Origin of the sequence: Streptomyces sp. URMC 124, from assembly GCF_051386455.1 — a bacterium.
In the GTDB taxonomy this organism is placed as follows: domain Bacteria; phylum Actinomycetota; class Actinomycetes; order Streptomycetales; family Streptomycetaceae; genus Streptomyces.
Window position 1 is genome coordinate 15,543 of sequence record NZ_JBPQTS010000046.1, and the last position, 22,581, is coordinate 38,123.

The 22,581-nt window shown below is 72.8% G+C and carries 18 protein-coding genes, 1 tRNA gene and 1 pseudogene; 8 read left to right on the forward strand and 12 right to left on the reverse strand.

What is annotated here, in order from left to right; genetic code table 11:
- Positions 1–107: 107 nt before the first annotated feature.
- Positions 108–872 carry an IclR family transcriptional regulator gene (locus ACSNOG_RS12695; RefSeq protein WP_436752718.1) on the reverse strand — a complete coding sequence of 255 codons (765 nt, stop codon included), beginning with the start codon at positions 870–872 and terminating at the stop codon, positions 108–110.
- A gap of 262 nt (positions 873–1,134) precedes the next feature.
- Between ACSNOG_RS12695 and metH the strand changes: the two genes are divergently transcribed.
- Both metH and ACSNOG_RS12705 read left to right on the forward strand, forming a co-directional pair.
- Positions 1,135–4,641, forward strand: a complete 3,507-nt coding sequence (metH, locus tag ACSNOG_RS12700; RefSeq protein ID WP_436752719.1) for a methionine synthase — start codon at positions 1,135–1,137, stop codon at positions 4,639–4,641.
- A gap of 158 nt (positions 4,642–4,799) precedes the next feature.
- Positions 4,800–5,177 (forward strand): annotated as a pseudogene (locus tag ACSNOG_RS12705) (nuclear transport factor 2 family protein); the annotation flags it as partial.
- Positions 5,178–5,217: 40 nt separating this feature from the next.
- Here the strand turns inward: ACSNOG_RS12705 and ACSNOG_RS12710 are convergent.
- The 5 genes from ACSNOG_RS12710 to ACSNOG_RS12730 form a co-directional block, all read right to left on the reverse strand.
- Positions 5,218–6,186: a superoxide dismutase gene (locus ACSNOG_RS12710; RefSeq protein WP_436752720.1), complete on the reverse strand. Its 969-nt coding sequence runs from the start codon at positions 6,184–6,186 to the stop codon at positions 5,218–5,220.
- Positions 6,187–6,352: 166 nt separating this feature from the next.
- Positions 6,353–7,582, reverse strand: coding sequence for a cysteine--1-D-myo-inosityl 2-amino-2-deoxy-alpha-D-glucopyranoside ligase (mshC, locus tag ACSNOG_RS12715; protein WP_436752721.1), 1,230 nt, complete (start codon positions 7,580–7,582; stop codon positions 6,353–6,355).
- 129 nt (positions 7,583–7,711) lie between these two features.
- Complete coding sequence (locus ACSNOG_RS12720) at positions 7,712–8,563, reverse strand: SCO1664 family protein (RefSeq protein ID WP_436752722.1); 852 nt, start codon at positions 8,561–8,563, stop codon at positions 7,712–7,714.
- The gene (locus ACSNOG_RS12725) at positions 8,527–9,117 is read right to left on the reverse strand and encodes a DUF3090 domain-containing protein (protein ID WP_436752723.1); all 591 of its coding nucleotides are present in this window, start codon (positions 9,115–9,117) and stop codon (positions 8,527–8,529) included. The genes ACSNOG_RS12720 and ACSNOG_RS12725 overlap by 37 nt, the downstream gene beginning before the upstream one ends.
- Before the next feature lie 110 nt (positions 9,118–9,227).
- Positions 9,228–9,932 carry a histidine phosphatase family protein gene (locus tag ACSNOG_RS12730; RefSeq protein ID WP_436752724.1) on the reverse strand — a complete coding sequence of 235 codons (705 nt, stop codon included), beginning with the start codon at positions 9,930–9,932 and terminating at the stop codon, positions 9,228–9,230.
- Between the two features lie 143 nt (positions 9,933–10,075).
- Here ACSNOG_RS12730 and ACSNOG_RS12735 point away from each other — a divergent pair, with 143 nt between their 5' ends.
- Positions 10,076–11,068, forward strand: coding sequence for a magnesium and cobalt transport protein CorA (locus ACSNOG_RS12735; protein ID WP_436752738.1), 993 nt, complete (start codon positions 10,076–10,078; stop codon positions 11,066–11,068).
- Positions 11,069–11,153: 85 nt separating this feature from the next.
- Here ACSNOG_RS12735 and ACSNOG_RS12740 read toward each other — a convergent pair whose 3' ends face one another.
- Complete coding sequence (locus ACSNOG_RS12740) at positions 11,154–11,942, reverse strand: ferritin-like domain-containing protein (RefSeq protein ID WP_436752725.1); 789 nt, start codon at positions 11,940–11,942, stop codon at positions 11,154–11,156.
- A gap of 232 nt (positions 11,943–12,174) precedes the next feature.
- Positions 12,175–13,224: an LLM class F420-dependent oxidoreductase gene (locus ACSNOG_RS12745; RefSeq protein ID WP_436752739.1), complete on the reverse strand. Its 1,050-nt coding sequence runs from the start codon at positions 13,222–13,224 to the stop codon at positions 12,175–12,177.
- A 196-nt stretch (positions 13,225–13,420) separates the two neighbouring features.
- Here ACSNOG_RS12745 and ACSNOG_RS12750 point away from each other — a divergent pair, with 196 nt between their 5' ends.
- Positions 13,421–14,404, forward strand: a complete 984-nt coding sequence (locus ACSNOG_RS12750) for an aldo/keto reductase (protein ID WP_436752726.1) — start codon at positions 13,421–13,423, stop codon at positions 14,402–14,404.
- Positions 14,401–16,701, forward strand: coding sequence for a helix-hairpin-helix domain-containing protein (locus tag ACSNOG_RS12755; RefSeq protein ID WP_436752727.1), 2,301 nt, complete (start codon positions 14,401–14,403; stop codon positions 16,699–16,701). Before ACSNOG_RS12750 ends, ACSNOG_RS12755 begins: the two co-directional genes overlap by 4 nt.
- 45 nt (positions 16,702–16,746) lie before the next feature.
- Here the strand turns inward: ACSNOG_RS12755 and ACSNOG_RS12760 are convergent, their stop codons facing one another.
- A complete protein-coding gene (locus ACSNOG_RS12760) occupies positions 16,747–17,547 on the reverse strand; it encodes a hypothetical protein (RefSeq protein ID WP_436752728.1) in 801 nt (266 codons plus the stop codon).
- Between the two features lie 47 nt (positions 17,548–17,594).
- Here ACSNOG_RS12760 and ACSNOG_RS12765 point away from each other — a divergent pair, with 47 nt between their 5' ends.
- The gene (locus ACSNOG_RS12765; RefSeq protein ID WP_058045136.1) at positions 17,595–17,783 is read left to right on the forward strand and encodes a DUF5703 family protein; all 189 of its coding nucleotides are present in this window, start codon (positions 17,595–17,597) and stop codon (positions 17,781–17,783) included.
- Positions 17,784–17,855: 72 nt separating this feature from the next.
- On the opposite strand, the gene ACSNOG_RS12770 is transcribed toward ACSNOG_RS12765, so the two are convergent.
- The 3 genes from ACSNOG_RS12770 to ACSNOG_RS12780 form a co-directional block, all read right to left on the reverse strand.
- Complete coding sequence (locus ACSNOG_RS12770) at positions 17,856–18,770, reverse strand: chaplin family protein (RefSeq protein WP_436752729.1); 915 nt, start codon at positions 18,768–18,770, stop codon at positions 17,856–17,858.
- A gap of 155 nt (positions 18,771–18,925) precedes the next feature.
- Positions 18,926–19,159, reverse strand: coding sequence for a chaplin (locus ACSNOG_RS12775; RefSeq protein ID WP_436752730.1), 234 nt, complete (start codon positions 19,157–19,159; stop codon positions 18,926–18,928).
- Between the two features lie 141 nt (positions 19,160–19,300).
- Positions 19,301–20,644: a M20/M25/M40 family metallo-hydrolase gene (locus ACSNOG_RS12780; RefSeq protein WP_436752731.1), complete on the reverse strand. Its 1,344-nt coding sequence runs from the start codon at positions 20,642–20,644 to the stop codon at positions 19,301–19,303.
- Between the two features lie 230 nt (positions 20,645–20,874).
- On the opposite strand from ACSNOG_RS12780, the gene ACSNOG_RS12785 reads away from it, so the two are divergent.
- A tRNA-Leu gene (locus ACSNOG_RS12785) sits at positions 20,875–20,959 on the forward strand.
- A gap of 430 nt (positions 20,960–21,389) precedes the next feature.
- Positions 21,390–22,520, forward strand: coding sequence for a PLP-dependent cysteine synthase family protein (locus tag ACSNOG_RS12790; RefSeq protein WP_436752732.1), 1,131 nt, complete (start codon positions 21,390–21,392; stop codon positions 22,518–22,520).
- The last annotated feature ends 61 nt before the right edge of the window (positions 22,521–22,581 follow it).

Below are 22,581 nucleotides of genomic sequence, written 5' to 3' on the forward strand. Positions count from 1 at the left end.
GACTGAAAACTCTCCGCCTGAGTGGCTGAAAACCGACGTACGGCCACTCGGGGTTACCGACCGGTAGTACCCGGTAGTCGCCACCGGGCACAACGAAGGACCGGAGGTCAGAAGCGGCCGGCGCCCAGGTCGCGGGAGACGGCGCGCGCGCAGTCCCGGACGGCGGCGACCAGCTGCGCCCGCAGCTCGCCCTCCCCGAAGACCCGCTCCACCGCGCCCGTGATGCCGACGGCGCCCACCGGCATCCGGTGGCGGTCGTGGATGGGGGCGGCGACGGAGGCCACGCCCTCCCAGGTCTCCTCGACGTCCGCGGCCCAGCCGCGGGCCCGGGTCAGGTCCAGCACGCCCTCCAGGTCGGGCAGGGCGGTGACGGTCTGCGCCGTGAACGCCTCGCGCTCGGCCTCCAGCAGCTGGCTGTGCGCCACGGGGTCGTAGGCGCACAGCACCTTCCCCAGGGCCGTGCTGTGCAGCGGCTGCATCGCACCGACCTCCAGCACTTGACGGCTGTCGTCGGGCCGGAAGACGTGGTGGACGATCAGGACGCCCTGCTGGTGCAGGACGCCGAGGTAGACGCTCTCCCCGCTGGAGCGGGCCAGGTCGTCCGCCCACAGCAGGGCGCGGGCGCGCAGCTCGTGCACGTCCAGGTAGCTGTTGCCCAGCCGCAGCAGCTCCGCGCCAAGCTGGTAGCGCCCCGACGCCGGGTCCTGCTCGACGAAGCCCTCCTGCTGCAGGGTGCGCAGAATGCCGTGCGCCGTGCCCTTGGCCAGCCCGAGTGCGGAGGCCACATCGGACAGACCCAGCCGTCGTTCGCCCCCCGCGAGCAGCCGTAGCATCGCTGCCGCCCGTTCGAGCGACTGGATGGTCCGTGCCATCGCTCAACCTCCTCCGAAATGCCCGTTCGGCATTGCTGAACACTATCGGCCGATGCCGACCAGGAGATAGCTGACCGGCGGCGGGACCATGATCGCCGAGAGGCTCCGGGCGCCGCGCCCGGCCCCGACTCCCGCGTATGCGTCGCGTATCCGAGGTGTGGGACACCCGCCCGAATTCCGCTTTCTGCGGTTACGCTGACGGCGTGCGTCTTCTTCCGGAAGGCGCAAAGCCGACAGCCGTCGCAACCCCGGGAGCACTTCCATGGCCTCGTTCACGCCATCGACCGCAAGCACCGCCCGAGCCTCCGAACTGCGGGAGGCGCTCGCCTCCCGGGTCGTGGTGGCCGACGGAGCCATGGGCACGATGCTCCAGGCGCAAGACCCCAGCATGGACGACTTCGAGCAGCTGGAAGGCTGCAACGAAGTCCTGAACGTGACGCGCCCCGACATCGTCCGCTCGGTCCACGAGGCCTACTTCGCGGCGGGCGTGGACTGCGTGGAGACCAACACCTTCGGCGCCAACTTCGCCGCCCTCGGCGAGTACGACATCGCGCACCGCATCTTCGAGCTGTCCGAGGCGGGCGCCCGCGTCGCCCGCGAGACCGCCGACGACTTCACCGCCCGCGACGGGCGCACGCGCTGGGTCCTGGGCTCGGTCGGCCCCGGCACGAAGCTGCCGACGCTGGGCCACGCCCCGTACACCGCCCTGCGCGACGCCTACCAGCAGAACGTCGAGGGCCTCGTCACCGGCGGCGCCGACGCCGTCCTGGTGGAGACCACCCAGGACCTGCTGCAGACCAAGGCCTCCGTCATCGGCGCGCGCCGCGCCCTGGAGGCCCTGGGCACCGACCTGCCCCTGCTGGTGCAGGTGACGGTGGAGACCACCGGCACGATGCTGCTGGGCTCGGAGATCGGTGCGGCGCTGACCGCCCTGGAGCCGCTGGGCATCGACATGATCGGCCTGAACTGTGCGACGGGTCCGGCCGAGATGAGCGAGCACCTGCGCTATCTGTCCCGGCACGCCCGTACGCGCGTCTCCGCCATGCCCAACGCCGGCCTGCCCGTCCTGGGCAAGGACGGCGCCCACTACCCGCTGACGCCGGCCGAGCTGGCGGACGCGCACGAGACCTTCGTACGGGAGTACGGACTGTCCCTCGTGGGCGGCTGCTGCGGCACGACCCCCGAGCACCTGCGGCAGGTCGTCGAGCGCGTCCGCGACATGCAGCCCACCGAGCGCCGGCCGCGCCCCGAGCCCGGCGCCGCGTCGCTCTACCAGACGGTCCCGTTCCGGCAGGACACCGCGTATCTGGCGATCGGCGAGCGGACGAACGCCAACGGGTCGAAGAAGTTCCGCGAGGCCATGCTGCAGGGCCGCTGGGACGACTGCGTGGAGATGGCACGCGACCAGATCCGCGAGGGCGCCCACCTGCTCGACCTGTGCGTCGACTACGTGGGCCGCGACGGCGTCGCCGACATGGCCGAGATCGCCGGCCGCTTCGCCACGGCCTCCACCCTCCCCATCGTCCTCGACTCCACCGAACCGGCCGTCATCCAGGCCGGCCTGGAGAAGCTCGGCGGCCGCGCCGTCATCAACTCCGTCAACTACGAGGACGGCGACGGCCCCGACTCCCGCTTCGCGAAGATCACCCGGCTGGCCGTCGAGCACGGCGCCGCACTGATCGCGCTCACCATCGACGAGGAGGGCCAGGCCCGCACCGTCGAGAAGAAGGTCGAGATCGCCGAACGGCTGATCGACGACCTCACGGGCAACTGGGGAGTGCAGGAGTCGGACATCCTCATCGACTGCCTCACCTTCACCATCTGCACCGGCCAGGAGGAGTCCCGCAAGGACGGCATCGCCACCATCGAGGCGATCCGCGAGCTCAAGCGCCGCCACCCCGACGTCCAGACGACGCTCGGCCTGTCCAACATCTCCTTCGGCCTCAACCCGGCCGCCCGGATGGTCCTCAACTCCGTCTTCCTCGACGAGTGCGTCAAGGCCGGCCTCGACTCGGCCATCGTGCACGCCTCGAAGATCCTGCCGATCGCCCGCCTGGACGAGGAGCAGGTCCGGGCCGCCCACGACCTGATCTACGACAAGCGCAGCGAGGGCTACGACCCCCTGCAGCGCCTGCTGGAGCTCTTCGAAGGCGTCGACACCAAGTCGATGAAGGCCGGCAAGGCCGAGGAGCTCCTCGCCCTGCCCCTCGACGAGCGCCTCCAGCGCCGCATCATCGACGGCGAGAAGAACGGCCTCGAAGCCGACCTGGACGAGGCGCTGACCGAGCGCCCGGCCCTCGACATCGTCAACGACACGTTGCTGGAGGGCATGAAGGTCGTCGGTGAGCTGTTCGGGTCGGGACAGATGCAGCTGCCGTTCGTCCTGCAGTCGGCCGAGGTGATGAAGACCGCGGTGGCGTATCTGGAGCCGCACATGGAGAAGTCGGACGCGGAGGGCAAGGGCACGATCGTGCTGGCCACGGTCCGCGGCGACGTCCATGACATCGGCAAGAACCTGGTCGACATCATCCTGTCCAACAACGGCTACAACGTCGTGAACCTGGGCATCAAGCAGCCGGTCTCGGCCATCCTGGAGGCCGCGGAGGAGCACCGGGCGGACGTGATCGGGATGTCGGGGCTGCTGGTGAAGTCCACGGTGATCATGAAGGAGAACCTGGAGGAGCTCAACCAGCGCAAGCTCGCCGCCCAGTACCCCGTCATCCTCGGTGGTGCCGCCCTGACCCGCGCCTATGTCGAGCAGGACCTGCACGAGATCTACGAGGGCGAGGTGCGCTACGCGCGGGACGCCTTCGAGGGGCTGCGGCTGATGGACGCCCTGATCGCGGTGAAGCGTGGCGTGCCGGGGGCGGCGCTGCCGGAGCTCAAGCAGCGGCGGGTGGCCAAGCGGGAGACGGCGGTCCTGGAGGTCGAGGAGCCCGAGGGGTCCGTGCGCTCGGACGTCGCCACCGACAACCGCGTCCCCGAGCCGCCGTTCTGGGGCACGCGGGTGATCAAGGGCATCGGGCTGAAGGACTACGCCTCCTGGCTGGACGAGGGCGCGTTGTTCAAGGGCCAGTGGGGCCTGAAGCAGGCCCGCGCCGGCGGGCCCACCTACGAAGAGCTCGTCGAGACCGAGGGCCGCCCCCGCCTGCGCGGCTGGCTGGACAAGCTCCACACGGAGAACCTCCTGGAAGCCGCCGTGGTGTACGGCTACTTCCCCTGCTACTCCAAGGGCGACGACCTCATCCTCCTGAACGAGGACGGCACCGAGCGCACCCGCTTCACCTTCCCGCGGCAGCGGCGCGGGCGGCGGCTGTGCCTGGCCGACTACTTCCGGCCCGAGGAATCGGGCGAGAAGGACGTCGTGGGCCTGCAGGTCGTCACCGTCGGCTCCCGCATCGGCGAGGCCACGGCCGAGCTGTTCGCCGCCGACGCCTACCGCGACTACCTCGAACTCCACGGCCTGTCCGTCCAGCTCGCCGAGGCCCTCGCCGAGTACTGGCACGCCCGCGTCCGCGCCGAACTCGGCTTCGCCGGCGAGGACCCCGACGACGTCGAGGACATGTTCGCCCTCAAGTACCGCGGCGCCCGCTTCTCCCTCGGCTACGGAGCCTGCCCCAACCTCGAGGACCGCGCCAAGATCGCCGACCTCCTCGAGCCCGAGCGCATCGGCGTCCACCTCTCCGAGGAGTTCCAGCTCCACCCCGAGCAGTCCACCGACGCCATCGTCATCCACCACCCGGAGGCGAAGTACTTCAACGCGCGCTGAGCACGTCGTCCCTCGGCTCCGTCCGGGCTTGACCTCAACCTTGGTTGAGGAGAAATGCTTTGGCCATGGACCTGAACCGGATACACGAACAGCTCCGCGCCCTCACCGACCGCGCCGATGTCGAACGCCTCGTCACCCGCTACCTCCGCTCGCTCGACGAGGGCCCGTTCGACATCGCGTGGGCGCGCACCTTCTTCACCGACGACGCGTGGAGCGAGACGCCCGTCGGCGTGTACGAGGGGATCGACGCCCAGCTGTCGTCGACCGGGGCGGCCATGGCGCTGTTCGAGCGGACGGTGCACTTCGGCACGGACCTCGACGCCGAGCTGGACGGCGACCGCGCCACCCTGCGCTGGAACCAGCTGAGCACCCACGTCCTGAAGGACGACGGCGAGGAGTCGGGGGAACGGCTCTTCGTGTCCGGCGGGCACTGCGAGGCGGAGGCCGTCAGGTCCGCCGGGGGCGACTGGCGCTTCCGGCGGCTGGCCCTGCGCGTCGCCTGGACCCAGGGCCGGCCGCCCGTCCTCCCCGCCTGACACCGCCCCGGCGCAGTGACAGTGCGGTCCCGGCGCGGTCTCAGTGCACCTGCCGCACCGCCACCGCGTTGTACGGCGTCGTCGGCGTCGGCTGCTCGTTGAAGCGGGAGTTGGGCAGGTAGAGCCGCCTTCCGTACGCGGCGACCGTCGTGGGGATCCGGAAGCGCGGGTCCGTGATCCGTGCGACCGCCGTGCCGCGCAGGCCCGTGGCGTCCATGTGGAAGACGTCCACGGCGTTCTGGATCTGCTGGACGACGTAGAGCGTGCGGCCGAGCAGCAGGGCGCCGTCCCCGTCCGGGAGCTTCGCCCCTCCGAGGTCGACGCGGCGGGCGTCGCCGCTGCGCGGATCGACGCGGTAGAGGCTGCCGCCGTTCGCGTAGACGTTGATGACCAGCAGCCCGCGGCCGTCGGGGGTGCGCTCCAGCCCGTTGGTGGTGAAGCCCTCGGCGGGCGCCTCCGTCCACTCGCCCTTTAGCCGCAGGGTCACCACGTCGCGCGGGGCCGGCAGCTCGCCGCGCGGGCCGAGCGGCAGACCGTAGAGCTGGGACTGCGTCGAGTCGGTGAACCAGGCGGCGCCGGGCGTGAGCACCACGTCGTTGACCACCGTGGCCGGCCTGCCGACCTCGTAGGAGGCGAGGATCCGCCCGCTGCGGCCCTCCACGACGCGTAGTTGGCGCGAGCCTCCGCCCGCGATGAAGACCCGGCCCTGCCGGTCGGTCTTGAGGCCGACGGACATGGCGTCCGTGCCGGTGGGAATGGTCTCGCCGCGGCCCGTCACCAGGCTCGCGCGGTAGAGCGAGCCCCCGCCGAGCGAGCCGAACCAGGCGTACGGGCCCGGGCCCGTCGCGATGCCCTCCGGCCGGAAGCCGTCCGGGAGGGGGAACTCCGTGGGCCAGCGGCCTCCGGCCGGCTCGGCGCGGGCCGCCGGGGCCAAGGGGCCGGCCGCCGCCAGCGCGCCCAGCACGGCGCCGGCGCCCAGAACTCTTCGACGGGGGATGGATGCTGCCATGGCGGTCGTCCTTCCGACGGGACCCGGTGGCCGGCTGATCGGCCGACCGGCTCACGGAAGCACAGCCCGCGGAGCCCCACACCGCACATGCGGGGATCTTTACAAACGAAAGGGGGCACTCCCGGCAGAGAGTGCCCCCGGTGACGAGGTCGTGCGGGTCAGCGCGTCAGAGCGCCACGCCCATCAGCGCGTCGACGGCCCGGGAGACGACGCCGGGCGCGCCTTCCTCGGTACCGCCGTCGGCGGCCTGGGCGGCGGCCCAGCGGTCCACGGCTGCGAGGGCGCGCGGCGAGTCGAGGTCGTCCGCGAGCGCCTCGCGGATCTCCTCCACCAGCGCGTCGGCGGACGGGCCGTCGGGGCGCGAGACAGCGGCGCGCCAGCGGCCGAGACGCTCCACGGCCTCGTGCAGGACGGCGTCGGTCCACTCCCAGTCGGCGCGGTAGTGGTGCGCGAGGAGCGCGAGGCGGATCGCGGCGGGGTCGACGCCGTCGCGGCGCAGGGCCGAGACGAAGACGAGGTTGCCCTTGGATTTGGACATCTTCTCGCCGTGGAGCGCGACCATGCCGGCGTGGACGTAGGTCTTGGCGTAGGGGTGCTCGCCGGTGAGCACCTGGGCGTGCGAGGCGCCCATCTCGTGGTGCGGGAAGACGAGGTCGGAGCCGCCGCCCTGGACGTCGAAGCCCATGCCGAAGTGCTCCAGGGCGATGGCGACGCACTCGATGTGCCAGCCGGGGCGGCCGGGGCCGAGCGAGGCGCCGTCCCAGCTGGGCTCGCCCGGGCGGGCGGCCATCCACAGCATGGGGTCCAGGGGGTTCTTCTTGCCGGGGCGGTCCGGGTCGCCGCCGCGCTCCGCGGACAGCAGGCGCATGGCCTCCGCGTCCAGCCCGGAGATCTCGCCGAAGTGCGCGTCGGACTCGACGGAGAAGTAGACGTCGCCCTCGAGCTCGTAGGCGGCACCGGCGTCGCGCAGCCGCTCCACCAGGGGGACGATCTTCGGTATCGACTCGACGGCGCCGATGTAGTGCTGCGGCGGGAGCATCCGCAGCGCGGTCATGTCCTCGCGGAAGAGGGCGGTCTCGCGCTCGGCGAGCTCGGTCCAGTCGTCACCGTTGGCGACGGCGCGCTCGAGCAGCGGGTCGTCGATGTCGGTGACGTTCTGGACGTAGTGAACCTGCCGCTTGGTGTCGAGCCACACGCGCTGAACGAGGTCGAACGCGTTGTAGGTCGCCGCGTGTCCCATGTGGGTGGCGTCGTACGGTGTGATGCCGCAGACGTAGATACGGGCGACGGGGCCGGGGACGAGGGTGACTCGTCCGCCGGTCGCGGTGTCGTGGATCCGGAGGTCGCGGCCACTGCCGGGCAGGGCGGGAACCTCAGAAGCGGGCCAGGCATGCATGTCACGAGCGTAACCGGACGCATGTTCCGGATACGAACCGGATCCGGCTGTTGGCCGAACAACCCCTCTTGCGCGGGGCCGCTCCCCTGTGCAACGCACCGGCCGCCCGGGACCGGCCGGACCCGCCCCCTACACCGGCGGCCAAGGGATGGCGGGCCACTGTCCGCTCGGCTCACGATGCCGCCCCGTGCGCAAAAGCTCCGCCACCCGCTCGCGCAGCGCCCCGATCTCCCCCGCCGTGAGGAGCTCGGCGAGCCGCGCCGCCAAGGGGCTCCCGTCGGCCAGATTGGCCGAAAGCCGCCGCAGCGCCTCCAGTGCCTCCTCCGTGAGCGGTTCCCCCGCCCAGCCCCACAGGAGCGTGCGCAGCTTGTCGTCCGCGTTGAAGGTCACCCCGTGGTCGATGGCGTACAGCCGGCCGTCCGCGGCGGGCAGCAGGTGGCCCCCCTTGCGGTCACCGTTGTTGATCACCGCGTCGAGGACGGCCAGCCGGCGCAGCCGCTCGTCGTCGGCGTGCACGAGCAGCGCGGTGCGGTCCTCGCCCACCTCGGCCAGGCCCACGGCCTTCCAGCCCGGCCCCGCCTCGTCGGCGCCCTCGATGAGGGCCAGGAGCCGCTCGCCGCCCTCCTCCGCGTCCTCGGGGGCGTCGATCCACATCTGGCACATGCCCTCGCCGTAGGGGCCGTCACGCAGCACGGTGGGCGGGATCAGCCCCCACCCCATGGCCTCGGAGAGCTCGTACGCGGCGACCTCGCGCTGGGCCAGGGTGCCGTCGGGGAAGTCCCACAGGGGCCGCTCGCCCGCGACGGGCTTGTAGACGCAGGCGGCGCTCACGCCGCCGTACTCGACCGTGCAGTACAGCACCGCGTTGGACGCCTCGGCGATCCGGCCGCGCACGGTCAGCTCGCCCTTGGCCAGCAGTTCGTGCGGCGTCACGCCCGGAGGCTTCACGCCCCGCGGCGGTATCCGTTCTGGCGCGGACATACGTGTCCCTCCGGGTCGAGCGGCAGGCTGCACAGGGGGCACGGCGGGCGGCCGGCGTTCACGACCTCCAGGGCGCGCTTGGCGAAGGCGCGGGCCATGGTGCCGGTGATCCGCACGCGCAGCATCGGCGGGCCGTTCGCCTCGTCCTGCAGGAGGCGCTCCTCGGCCTCGGCGAGGTCCTCGTCGGTGTCGGCGTCCAGCTCGACGAGGGCCTGCGCCTCGACGATCATGCGCTGGTGCTCGCCGTCCCAGGCCAGGGCCATGGTGCCGACACGGAACTCCTCCTCGACGGGGGTCTGCAGCGGGGCCGTGTCGGTGAGCTCGGCGGGGGCCACCGCGGGCACCGGGGCGCTGCCGCCGGTGCGCCGGACCACCTCGTCGAGCAGTTCGTCGATGCGCTCGGCGAGCGCTTCGACCTGGGCCTTCTCGAGGGCGACGCTCGTCGTGCGGCCGGCCGCGGTGGCCTGGAGGAAGAAGGTGCGGCGGCCAGGCAGCCCGACCGTACCGGCGACGAAACGGTCCGGCGGGTCGTAGAGGAACACCTGACGGGACAACGTCCTGCTCCATTTGGTTCGGGCGGTTCGGGCGGTCGGGTCTTCTCCGGTGCCGGGTCAAGGGTGGAGAGGCGGCCTGTGCCGCGCCACCACCCTACTGCGCGGCACGATCACGGTGCCCCCGCCCCGCCCCCCACGACACCGTCCGCCTCGGGGCTGCGCGCCTGCGCGGGCGCCTCCCCGGGCGGTACGAGGCCGCGCAGGTCCCCGGTGTCGCCGAGGCGCACCAGGAAGGGGCGCAGGCGGGTGTAGCGGACGGCCGTCACCGAGCAGGGGTCGACGGCGATGCGCTGGAAGAGGTCCAGGTGCATGCCGAGGGCGTCGGCGACGAGCGCCTTGATGATGTCCCCGTGCGTGCACACGAGGTAGCAGGCGTCGTGCCCGTGCTCGGCCTCCACCCGCTCGTTCCAGTCGCGGACGGCGTCGACGGCGCGGGCCTGCATGGCGCGGACGGACTCGCCGCCCGGGAAGGCGGCGGAGGAGGGGTGGCGCTGGACGACCTCCCACAGCGGTTCGCCCGTGAGCTCGGCGATGGTGCGGCCGGACCAGTCGCCGTAGTCGCACTCGCCGACGCGCTCGTCGGTGTGCAGCGGCAGGCCGGGGCGCGCGGCGAGGAGGGGCGCCAGGGTCTCGCGGCAGCGCTGCAGGGGGCTCGTGACGGCCGCGGCGAGCGGCACCTGCGCGAGCCGGCCCGGGAGGGCGGCCGCCTGGGCGGCGCCGCGCTCGTCCAGGGCGATGCCCGGGGTCCGTCCGGCGAGCACTCCCCCGGTGTTGGCGGTGGACCGGCCGTGCCGGACCAGGATCAGCGTGGGCATGGCCGCCAGCGTAGGCCGTCCCGGCGGACCGCGGCGGTGCGGGCGGGTTCCCGTGGTGCCGGCGGCGGGATCCCGCGGCGCCGGCGGCCTTCGGACCGGCCTGGCGTGTCCGGGGCATGTGTAGGAAGCTGATCGGCGGCAAAATGCCCTGCGTGATCGTGGACTGCGCTATCTACCGGGACGGCTGCCGCACCGAGGGCCCCGCCGACTTCTCCGACGCCCTCGACGAGGCGCGCGCCGCAGGCGACTCCTTCCTGTGGGTCGGGCTGCACGAGCCGACGGAGGAGGAGTTCGAGCTCATCACCAGCGAGTTCCACCTGCACCCGCTGGCGGTCGAGGACGCGCTCAAGGCGCACCAGCGGCCCAAGCTGGAGATCTACAACGGCTCGCTGTTCCTGGTGCTCAAGCCCGTCACGTACGACGACGACGCGGACACCGTGACGACGGGCGAGTTGATGCTGTTCGTCGGCGACTCCTTCGTGGTGACCGTGCGGCACGGCGAGGGCAGCCCGCTCGCCCAGGTGCGGGAACGTCTGGAGCAGGAGCGGGAGGTGCTGCGGCACGGGCCCACGTCGGTGCTGTACGCGGTGTGCGACGCGGTCGTGGACCACTACATCGAGGTGGCGGGCGAGCTCCAGGCGGACCTGGAGGAGCTGGAGACGGAGGTGTTCGCCCCCCTGGGCGGGGACACCAGGAACACCGCGTCGCGGATCTACTCGTTCAAGCGCCAGGTGCTGGAGTTCCGGCGGGCCACGGCCCCGCTGGCCGAGCCGATGACGCGGCTGGCGGGCGCGGGCGTGCCGTTCGTGCCCGAGCGCTCGCAGCCCTTCTTCCGCGACGTGAGCGACCACCTGACGCGGGCGAACGAGTCGGTGGAGGGCCTGGACCGGCTGCTGTCGGACATACTGTCCGCCCACCTGGCGCAGATGGGCGTCCAGCAGAACGACGACATGCGCAAGATCTCGGCGTGGGCGGCGATGGCCGCGGTGCCGACGATGGTCGCCGGCATCTACGGCATGAACTTCGACCACATGTGGGAGCTGCGGCAGCCGTGGGGCTATCCGGTGGTCGTGGTGGTGATGGCGGGGCTGGTGTTCTGGCTGCACCGGATGTTCAAGCGGCGCGGCTGGCTGTGAGGCTCCCGGCCGGCTGTGAGGCTCCGGGCCGGCTGTGAGGCTTACCGGCCGGCTTTGAGGCTACCCTTCCGCCGTTCGCGCCGGGTCAGGCGAACTCGGGTGCCGTCTCCGGTGGTCCGCCGAGCGCGTCGCGGCGCTGCGGCATGCGCAGGGCGACCATCCGCCGCCGGCCGGCGAGCCGCTCGTAGCGGTGCAGCGCGCGGATGCCGAGTGAGAGCACGAGGGCCTTCGGCCGGGACCAGCCCAGGAGGGCGCCGATGCGCTCCATGAAGGCCAGGCTCACGTCCCGGTAGACGCGGCTCTCGGCGCGGGCACTCTCCCGCAGCACCGCCCGGATGGTCCGGCCGTGCCCGGCGCGCGCCAGGCGCAGCAGCTCCTCGTGGCAGTACGCGAGGTGGCCGGCCTCGTCGCCGGCGATCATCCGGAACGCCTTGCCGACTTCGGGGTGGTCGCCGAAGTGCGCGGTGAGCAGCCGCATCTGGTCGGCGGCGCGCTGTTCGGTGACGCGGCTGTGCGCGAGGTAGGTGACGATGTCCTCCTCGGTCAGCGGCCGTTCGCCGCGGAGCAGGGCGTGGGGCAGGCCGATGCCGCGGCGTTCGAGAAGCATCGTGTAGTCGGTGCCGGCCGGCACCGGTCCGGGGGTCAGGCCGCGTTTGCGCAGCAGGGCCTGGAAGATCCGGCCGTGCTTGTCCTCGTCGGCGCCGTGCCGGGCGATCTTCGGCGCGAGGGCCCGCAGTTCGGCGGGGACGAGCGCGGCGATGCGGCCGTTCTCCCAGCCGCCCTGGGCTTCGCCGCTGGCCGCGATGGAGCAGAAGAGCCGGAACGCCTCGTCGTCGTCGAGGATCTCCTGGAACAGGCTTCTGGCCGAGAGCATGACGGACACACCTCCGTTCACGGCGCATTTCGCGTACGTCCCGTGAAACCCGAGTCAAGTGCCCCGCCGGGGAAGCGGCAATCGGGGGCGGCGTCCACTCGGCCGAATGCGCGACGCCGGAAGCGGTCCCGGGCGCGTAACCCGGTGCCCGTACGGGCGTTGTGCTCTGTACCGGCCGTGGCGGGGAAGACACCCCGAGCCCCCACCACGGCCGTCGGCTTCCGCTCCCGCGTCACGCCAGGCCGGCGCGCTCCAGGGCCTCGACGCCCGCCCGCAGGCTCGCGATCCGCTCGTCCAGGGTGAAGCCCGCCGGGGCGAGCGAGAGGGTGGTCACGCCGGCCGCGGCGTAGGCCTGCATGCGGTCGGCGATGCGCTCCACGGAGCCGATGAGGGTGGTGGAGTCGATCAGGTCGCGCGGGACGGCCGCGGCGGCGCCTTCCTTGTCGCCCGAGAGGTACTTCTCCTGGATCTCTGCGGCGGCCTTCTCGTAGCCCATGCGCTGCGCGAGCTTGTTGTAGAAGTTCTGCTTGGCGCTGCCCATGCCGCCGACGTAGAGCGCGGTGTACGGGCGGAAGAGGTCGGCCAGGCCGTCGACGTCGTCGCCCACGGCCATGGGGACGGTCGGGACGAGGTCGAAGCCCTCCAGGTCCTTGCCGGCCTTCGCGCGGCCGGCGCGCAGCGCGCCGAGCGTGGTCTCCTCGGCGTGCTCGGGGGCGAAGAAGACGAGGAGGGCGCCGTCGGCGATCTCGCCGGTCTGCTCCAGGTTCTTCGGGCCGATGGCGGCGATGTACAGCGGGATGTGCTCGCGGACGGGGTGGACGGTGAGCTTGATGGGCTTGCCCGGGCCGCCGGGGAGCGGCAGCGTCCAGTTGTCCCCTTCATGGGTGAGGCGCTCGCGGGACATGGCCTTGCGGATGATCTCGACGTACTCGCGGGTGCGGGCGAGCGGCTTGTCGAACCGCACGCCGTACCAGCCCTCGGAGACCTGCGGGCCGGAGACGCCGAGGCCCAGCCGGAAGCGGCCGCCGGAGAGCGAGTCGAGGGTCGCGGCGGTCATCGCCGTCATGGTGGGCGTGCGGGCGGGGATCTGGAAGATGCCCGAGCCGACGTCGATGCGCTCGGTCTGCGCGGCGACCCAGGACAGGACGGTGGCCGCGTCGGAGCCGTAGGCCTCGGCGGCCCAGCAGACCGAGTAGCCCAGCCGGTCGGCCTCGCGGGCGACGGCGAGGTTGTCGGCGTCCATGCCGGCGCCCCAGTAACCGAGGTTGATCCCCAGCCTCATTCCACTCATGGCGGGCTCCCCTTACCGATCAGTAACGTCGTTGTTCCGGGGACTGTAGCGCGCGGACGCGGGATACGTCACCGGCCCGCCGCCGTCCCCCGCCGGAGTGGGTCCGCGGCGCGCGGTCCACGGGGCGCCGCGGGGCGTCGTCCACAGGCGGCCACGGCCGGGGCCGGGACCAGTAACCTCAGCGCTCATGGAACTGAGGCATCTCGGCCGCACGGGCCTGCGGGTCTCCCGGCTCGGGCTCGGCACGCTCACCTGGGGCCGGGACACCGACGAGAGCGGCGCGGCGGAGCAGTTGAAGACCTTCTGGGAGGCCGGCGGCACCCTGATCGACACCGCGGACGTCTACGCGGACGGCGCCGCCGAGTATCTCCTCGGACAGCTGATGGAGGACCTCGTGCCCCGCCGCGACCTGGTCATCGCGACCAAGTCCGGCAGCGTCCCCGACCCCGACCGGCGCTTCGACGGTTCGCGCGGCCACCTGCTCTCCGCGCTCGACGCCTCCCTGGAGCGGCTCGGCACCGATCACGTGGATTTGTGGCAGATCCACGCCTTCGACCCCCACACGCCCCTCGAGGAGACCCTGCAGGCCGTCGACATCGCCGTCACCAGCGGGCGCGCCCGCTATGCCGGCGTGTCCAACTTCTGCGGCTGGCAGCTCGCCATGGCCGCCACGTGGCAGCTCGCCGCCCCCGGCGTGCGGACGCGGCTGGCCGGCACCCAGATGGAGTACTCCCTGCTGCAGCGCGGCATCGAGCGGGAGGTGCTGCCGGCCGCGCTGGAGCTCGGGATCGGGGTGCTGCCCTCCTCCCCGCTGGGCCGCGGCGTGCTCACCGGCAAGTACCGCCACGCCACGCCCGCCGACTCCCGGGGCGCCTCCGAGCACCTGGCACCCTTCGTCGCCCCCTACCTCGACGAGACCGCCGGGCGCGTGGTGGACGCCGTCGCCACCGCCGCGGACGGCCTCGCCACGACGGCCCTGAAGGTCGCCCTCGCCTGGGTCCGCGACCGCCCCGGCGTCGTCGCCCCGATCGTCGGCGCGCGCACCGCGCAGCAGCTCAGGGCCGCACTGTCAGTGGAGAGCCTTACGCTTCCCGACGAGATCTGCCGTGCGCTGGACGATGTGTCGGCGCCCGTGCACCGCTATCCCGATCAGGACTGGAGCACCCTGTGAACACCGATCGCCGCGCGGGCGACCCCGCGGATCCGGCTGACGCCGTGAGCGGGGACCCCACGGCCGACGCAGCCGCCGGCACGCCGGACGCGTCCGCCACCGCCCGCGCGGACGCCGCCTCCGCGGACGAGCCCGCCACCCCCGCGCCCGGCAGCGCCGGGCACCCCGGCGAACCGCAGGCCGCGCGGCCGGCGCAGGGCTCGCGGACGGACGGCGACGCACCGGCCGAAGAGGCCGGCGCCGCCGAAGCGGAGCCGGACCCCGCCGCGCCGGGCACCACGCCCGCCCCTGAGGGCGAGCCCGCACCCGGCAGCGCCGGGCACCCCGGTGGACCGCAGGCCGCGCAGAGCGCGCCGGGCTCACAGGGTGCCGGTGCGGCGGCCGGTGGAGAGTCCCCCGCGCCGGGTGCTCCCAAGAACTCCGTCGCCGAGGCGCTCGCCGCGGCCGTGCGGGCCGTGGAGAGCGGAGAGCGCTCCGCGGCGTCGTTCTTCACGGAGGCGCCGCGCCCCGCGCGCAAGGCCGCGCCCGCGCGTCCGCCCCGGCAGGCGGCGCCCGCGCCCGCCCCCGCCGCCGGCCCCCGGATCGACGCGGAGGGCCTCGCCGCGGTGCGGCAGGTCCTCGCCGCGGGCGGCGCTCCCGAGCAGCTCGCGGCCCCCGTGGCCGAGGCCCTGGGCGAGCAGGCGGCCGAGGCGCTGCGCGAGGATCCCTGGCAGCTGCTGGCGGTCGCGGGCGTGCGGCCCGAGCAAGCGGACGGCTTCGCCCGCGCCCTGCTGGGCCCGGAGGCGGGGCCGGGTGACGAGCGCCGGGCCCGCGCCCTGACGGGTCGGCTGCTGGAGCGCGCCGCGCTCGAAGGGCACACCGTCCTGGGGGCCGCGGCCCTGCGCGCGGCCCTCGCCCGCCACTCCGTCCCGGATCCGGACGAGGCCCTGCAGGCCGCCCTCGCCGAGGGCACGGCCCTGGTGTTCCAGGAGGCCGTGGAGCCCGCGCCGGGCGCCCCCGCGCCTCAGGGCGAGGACGAGGAGGTCCCGGTCCGGCTGCTCTTCGGCCTGGAGCGCTGCGCCATGGCCGAGGAGAGCCTCGCCGACGGCCTGGCCCGGCTGATCAGCACTTTCACGGCCGGCCCCGAGGACTGGGAGCCGGCGGCGGCCGCCACCGGCTCCCCCTCCGCCGCCGAGCTGGTCCGCGCCGCCGCGTCCGCCGGCCTCGTCACGCACAGCGGCGGCGAGGCGGCCCGCGCCGAACCGGCGGCCCTCGTGGCCGCGGCCCGTTCCCTGGGCCTGCGCGCGTACGCCGCCGCGCACACCGAGGACGGGCGCCGGCGCCTGGCCGCGGCGGGCGATCCGGAAGCGGTCACCGTGGCCGGCCTGCTCTCCGGCGCGGAGGGCCCCGGGCGCGACGAGGACGGCGCCCTCGCCCTCGACCTGCTGGCCGTCCTGGACACCCCCCAGCTCGACGTCGAAACCGCCGCGATGCTCGTGGAGTCCCTCGCCGACGGCACCCGCCTGGTGCTGAGCGGCGACCCGGCGGTGCTGTGGTCCGCGGGCCCGGGCCGGGTCTTCGCGGACGTGGTGGCGGCCCGCGTCTGCCCCGCAGTCGTCTCCCGCACGCCGGACGAGGGCCCGGTCGGCGAGCTGGTGTCGGGCATCGGCGTCGGCGAGCTGTCGCAGCCCGCGACCCCCGGCAAGGAGGTCGTGATCGTCCCGGTGCGCGATCCGGGCGAGGCGGTGCACCGCACGGTGCAGCTGGTGGTGGATTCCATCCCGCGTGCCATCGGCGTGCCCGCCGGGCACACCCAGGTGATCACGCCGGGCCACGGCGGCCCGGCCGGCACCCGCGCGCTCAACGCGGCGCTGAAGGAGCGGCTCAACCCCGGCCCCGGGCGGTTCGGCGGCTTCGATCCGGGCGACCGGGTGGCGTACGTCCCGGCGCCGGGCCGGATGCTCCCCGGCACGGTGACCGGAGCGGAGCAGGAGGGGCTCCGGCTGGACTGCGGCGGCTCCTCCGTCCTCGTCCCGCGGGAGCGCGTGGCCGAGACCGTACGTCACGGCTGGGCCGTCACCGCCCACCAGGCGGTCGGGGCGCGCTGGCCCGCGGCCGTGGTCGTCCTCCCGGGGGACGCGGCCGCCACGCTGACGCGCTCGTGGATCTACACGGCGTTCGGCCGGGCCGAGCAGCACCTGTCCGTCGTGCACGGCGTGGACCAGGCGCTGCCCCGCGCCGTAGCGGAGATCCCGGCCAAGGAGCGGACGACCCGGCTGCGGGCGCTGCTGCAGGCCCAGGACCGCCCGTCCGAGTGAGGCCGCCCGGTTCCGGGCCCGGGCGTCCGCCGGGCCCGGAGCGGGTCAGGGCTTCGTCGGCGAGGGCGGCGCGCCTCCTGCCCCGCTCGCCGGGGCACCGTCCGCGGCGTCCTCGTCGATGACGTCCACCTCGTCGTCGAGGCCGTCGAGGCCGTCATCGTCGCCGTCATCGTCGTCGCCGTCATCGTCATCACTGTCGTCGTCATCGCCGTCCAGGTCCTCGTCGAAGACCGCGCTGACGTCGAAACGGCAGATCACCCGCTGCGGGTCGGCCTGCTCGAAGGGCGCCGACAGCCACTCGCCCGGCTCGGCGGGCTCGTCCGATGCGGTGACCCAGAGCGTGGAGTCGCCTTCCTCCAGGCCGAACTCCTTGTGCCGCGAGGCGATCTCGTCCGGCTCGTACTCACCGAAGATCACCCCGAGCGCGGCGTGCACGCTGCCGCCCACGTTGCCCACGGCCGCGGCCGCCGCGGGCCCGGCCGGGGTGTCGACGTCGGGGTCGAGGTCGGCGACCCGCTGGGCCTGGGCGAGCAGCCGCTGCGGCTCGACCACCGCGTAGTCCCTGCGGATCAGGAGGCTGAGTGCGCTCGGCTCCTCCGGCCCCGCGTAGGCGGGCAGGGTGTCGTCCCCGGGGATCTCGAAGGGGGTGACCTCGTCGTAGGCGTCGTACAGCAGCTCGTCGTACGCCTCGGCTGTCGCGGCCAGCTCGTTGAACGCGGCGTAAACGGCCGGGTCGTCCTCCCCCGAACGGCGTTCGACGGCGTCGAGGTGGCGGTCCAGAGCGGCTTTGACCGCCTCGGCGGCGGCGCGTACCTCGGCAGCGGATGGCTGCGCAGCATCAGACATAGTGCAGACGCTATCCGCACCGGGCCCGTTCCCGCACAATAGATGCGATGCCGGAATACGAATTCTGTGATGTGTATGTGCCGCGGGGGGTCTCCCGGGGTGCCGCCACACGCCTGCTGACCGACCACGCCGAGTACGGACACTGGGAGTTGGACCGACTTCGCCTCTACCCCGACGGCAGCCGCAAGGTGCGGCTGCGCCGCAGGATCATCCGCCAGGTGCGCGCCACCTGGTGACACGCAGACGGAGCGGGTCCCGCGTCGCGGGACCCGCTCCGTGCCGTGCGAACCGCTTCCGGGTGCTCCGGGTCAGTTCTGTCCGGCCCGCGCGCGGCGGTAGATGACCGCGCCGCCGAGCAGCAGACCGGCGCTGGCGGCGCCGGCCATGCCCAGCTGGCCCGCGCCGGTGTGCGCGAGCTCAACGGCCTTGGCCGCCGGACCGTGGGCCGCGGAGACGGCGGGGGCCGCCTTGTGCTCGCCCTTCACCTCGGGGGCGGGAGTGTGCGCGGCGTCCACCCGCGCGGGCTTGTGCCCGGCGGGGGTGTGGTCGGCCGGCTTGTCCTTGCCCGGGGTGTGGCCGCCCGGCTTGTGGTGGTCCGACGAGTGGTCCGTCGGCGGCTTGTGACCGTGGTCCTTGCCGGGCGGGTTGTGGTGCGACGGCTCGTGGGTGCAGTCGTGCCCGCCGGGGTGACCGGGCTTGCCGGGGTGGCCCGGCTTGCCCGGGTGCCCGGGGTGCCCCGGCCAGCCGTGCTCGTCGCCGTGGTCGACGTTGGCGCACTTGTTGCCCGTGGTGTGGTTGCCCACGCCGACGACGTTGACGCTGTTGCCGCAGGCGTTGACCGGCACCTCGACCGGCACCTGGACGGTGTTGCCCGAGGCCACGCCGGGCGAGTCGGTGGTGGCGCCGTGGGCACCGGAACCGCCGTGCCCGTGGTTGCCGCCGCCGTGGCCCTTGCCGCCGTGGCCGCCCCCGTGGTGCCCGCCGTTGACACACGTGTTGCCCGAGGCCGGGTTGAGCGCCCCGATGACGTTCACGGTGTTGCCGCAGGCGTTCACCGGCACGTGGACCGGGACCTGGACGGTGTTGCCCGAGGCCACACCGGGCGAGTTCGCCGCGTGGCCACCGGCCCCGGACGACGCCTGGGCGTAGCTGCCGGTCACGGCCGCGAGTACACCACTCGCCGCCGCTGCAGTCATCAGGCCCTTCTTGGTGACCTGTCGCATGAGTCCTGCCTCTCTGCTTACGCTATACGGATATACGCCAGCAATAGGGACAAAGTGTCCACATGCTCGCGCATCGAAAGCCCGGGCGGCTCCGGAGTGCACACAAGTCACTCCGGAGCCGCCCATGTCAGACCCTTACGGGTTGAGGCACGACGTCAGCTGTTGACGCAGGTGTTGCCGAACGTGGGGTTGAGCAGCCCGACGATGTTGATCGTGTTGCCGCAGGCGTTCACCGGCACCTGGACCGGGACCTGGATGACGTTGCCGGAGACCACACCGGGCGAATTCACGGCGGCCCCCTGGGCGCCGGAGTCCGCAGCGGCCAGGCCAGCACCCGCGAGCACGAGACCACCGGTAACGGCCGCGGAAGCGACGACCTTCTTGATCATGGATTCCTCCTTGTTGGCAATGCGGTCCCAGCCGCGGACCGCACACCTGTAACGACGAGGAGGTAATCGGGCTACGCAACCCTCAGATCATTCACTCGTTACGGTTAACTCGGCACGAATTTACGGGGTTTAAAGCTCACTTCAGCACTGATCGAGGAACCGGTCGAGAACACGTGCGCCGAACTTCAGACCCTCCAGGGGCACTCGTTCGTCGACGCCGTGGAACATCCCCGCGAAGTCCAGCTCCGGCGGCAGCTGCAGCGGCGCGAAACCGAAGCACCGGATGCCCAGATCGTCGAACGACTTCGCGTCCGTCCCGCCGGAGAGCATGTACGGCACGGCGCGCGCGATCGGGTCCTCCGCCTTGAGGGCCGACTGCATGGCGTCCACGAGCCTGCCGTCGAAGCTCGTCTCCAGCGCCTTGTCCGCGTGCACGTCCTCCCGCTTGACGCGCGGGCCGAGGATGCGGTCGAGGTCGGCGAGGAACTCCTCCTCGTACCCCGGCAGGAACCTTCCGTCCACGTGCGCCGTGGCCTGCCCCGGGATGACGTTGACCTTGTACCCCGCGCCCAGCATGGTCGGGGCGGCGGTGTTGCGGAGCGTGGTGCCGATCATCTTGGCGATGCCGCCGAGCTTGGCGAGCGTCGTCTCCATGTCCTCGGGGTCGAGCGGCGTGCCGAGGGCGTCGGAGAGCTCGTCGAGGAAGGACCGCACGGTCTTGGTCATCCGCACCGGGAACTCGTGCCGCCCCAGCCGGCCGACCGCCTCGCACAGCTCCGTGATCGCGTTGTCCTTGTTGGTCATGGAGCCGTGGCCGGCGGTGCCGTCGACCGTGAGCCGCATCCAGTGCATGCCCTTCTGGGCCGTCTCGATCAGATAGAGCCGCAGGTTCTCGTTGACCGTGAAGGAGAAGCCGCCGACCTCGCCGATCGCCTCGGTCACGCCCTCGAAGAGCCCGGGGTGCTTGTCCACCAGGTGGCGCGCGCCGTAGACGCCGCCGGCCTCCTCGTCCGCGAGGAAGGCGAGCACCACGTCGCGCGGGGGCTTGCGGCCCGTGCGCATGCGGTCGCGGACGACCGCGAGGGTCATCGCGTCCATGTCCTTCATGTCCACCGCACCGCGGCCCCACAGGCACCCGTCGGCGATCTCCCCCGCGAAGGGGTGGTGGGTCCAGTCCGCGGCGTTGGCCGGGACGACGTCGGTGTGACCGTGGATGAGCAGCGCCGGACGGGAGGGGTCCTCGCCCTCGATCCGCGCCACGGTCGAGGCGCGCCCCTTGTGGGACTCGAAGATCTGCGGTTCGAGCCCGACCTCGGCGAGCTTCTCCGCCACGTACTCGGCGGCGGCGCGCTCGCCCGGCCCGGAGTGGTCGCCGTAGTTGCTGGTGTCGATCCGGATCAGGTCGCGGCAGAGGTCGACGACCTCGTCCTCGCCACCCCTGCCACCCCTGCCCGCCCCGGCCCCGGCCGGCTTCGACTCGCTCACGCTGCCTCCTCCTGGTTCGCTGCCGCCGGCCACCGGCGAGGGCGGCCCACGGCGTGGGTCCTTCGCCATCCTCTCTCTCCGGCCGCCCGGGCCCAAGGCCGCAATGCTGCCGACATCCGCCCGCAACACCCGCCGGGGCCGCTGCCCCGGCCACGTGATCGAGCACCCCCGGATCTTTGGTATTGTTTTCCTCGTCGGAAGGGCCACGGCCCGGAAGGCGAAAACACCTGGTCCGGGTGGCGGAATGGCAGACGCGCTAGCTTGAGGTGCTAGTGCCCTTTATCGGGCGTGGGGGTTCAAGTCCCCCCTCGGACACTTAAGAGAAGGACCCCAGCGCTGCTGGGGTCCTTCTTCGTTTCCGGAGCCATCGATCCCCCGCGGAGACCGGCCCGCAGGGGATCTCTTGACCGGACGCACAGAAGATCTTGATTGACACGACCCTGCCACCCGGAGATGATTTTTTGCGTACGGGGGTACGCAGCGGAGTGGTGTGCGGCGCGGTTCATCGCGTCTGATCGCACCCGTAGGCCCGCTTCTCCCATCCCCACCTCGGGCGGCAACGCCGCGGCCCCGGGGCGAGTGGCTCCTTCTACCGAGCGGCCCGGTGCTTCGGTAAGGACTGCCGCGACTTCATCGTGAAATGGACACGGGGGCATGTCATGAATCACGGATTCTTAACGCGCTGCGTCGAAGTGCGCAGCGCCACACGGCGGTTGGTTTCTGCCGTCGGCGGGGTGAGCCCGCGATGACCGTCCTGGACGCCGTGGGCAGCACGCCGCTCGTCCGGCTGGAAAAGCTGGCGCCCGCGGGCTCCGCCGCCCTGTTCGCGAAGTGGGAGGCGCTCAACCCCGGGGGGAGCGTCAAGGACCGGGCGGCGAAGTTCCTGATCGAAGAGGCCCTGCGGCAGGGGCTGTTGCGTCCCGACGGCGTGATCATCGAGGCCACCAGCGGCAATTTCGGCATCGCGCTGGCGATGATCGGTGCCGTGCTCGGCCACCGCGTGATCATCGTCGTGGACCCCAAGCTGCCGCCCGCGCACCGCAGGGTGATGGAGGCCTACGGGGCCGAGATCGTCGTGGTCACCGAGCCCGACGAGTCCGGGGGGTACTTCCGGCCGCGGCTGGAGACCGCCAACCGGCTGGCCGTCGAGATCGAGCACGCCTTCCGGCCCGACCAGCACTTCAGTCTGATGAACGCCGCCGCCCACTACCAGGGCACGGGGCCGGAGATCCTCTCCCAGATGGAGGGGCGGCTGGACTACCTGGTGGTGGCCGTCAGCACGGCCGGCCAGCTAAGGGGGCTCTCCGAGTACACGCGCCGGCACTCCCCCGCCACCCGGGTCATCGGCGTGGACGCCGTCGGCTCGGGCATCTTCGCCAGCGAGCGGCACGCCTACCTGCAGTCCGGGATCGGGCTGGCCTGGCCGCCGTCCAACCTCGACCTCGACCTGGTCGACGCCATGTACCAGGTGGGCGACCGGGACGCCTTCGCGACCTGCCGCCACCTCGCCCGCCGCGAGGGCCTGCTGGCCGGGTCGTCCAGCGGCTCGGTGGCGTTCGTGGGCCTGCACCTGGCGCAGCGCGCCGCTCCGGGGGCCCGTATCGCCTGCGTGCTCAGCGACACCGGTCAGCGCTATCTGGAGACCGTCTACGACGACGGCTGGCTGGCCGCACAGGGCCTGGACGTCGACCTCCCGCTGTCGGAGGTGCGCAGCCGCGCCGCGGCGCTCGAACCGCTGTCGCGGGGAAGCGTCCTGCGGGCCGTCAGTGCTGCAGAACCGTTTACTCCCCGGCACGCCCCGGCGACGACCGCCGTTCTCAACTCCGCTGCCGAGGCCGCCATGGCCGCGGACAGCTCGCCGATGGCCGCCGTCTGAGCGGCACGGCCCGACCCACCGCCCGTGCGGTGCCCGGCCCGCAGCCGGCCGGCACCGCTGC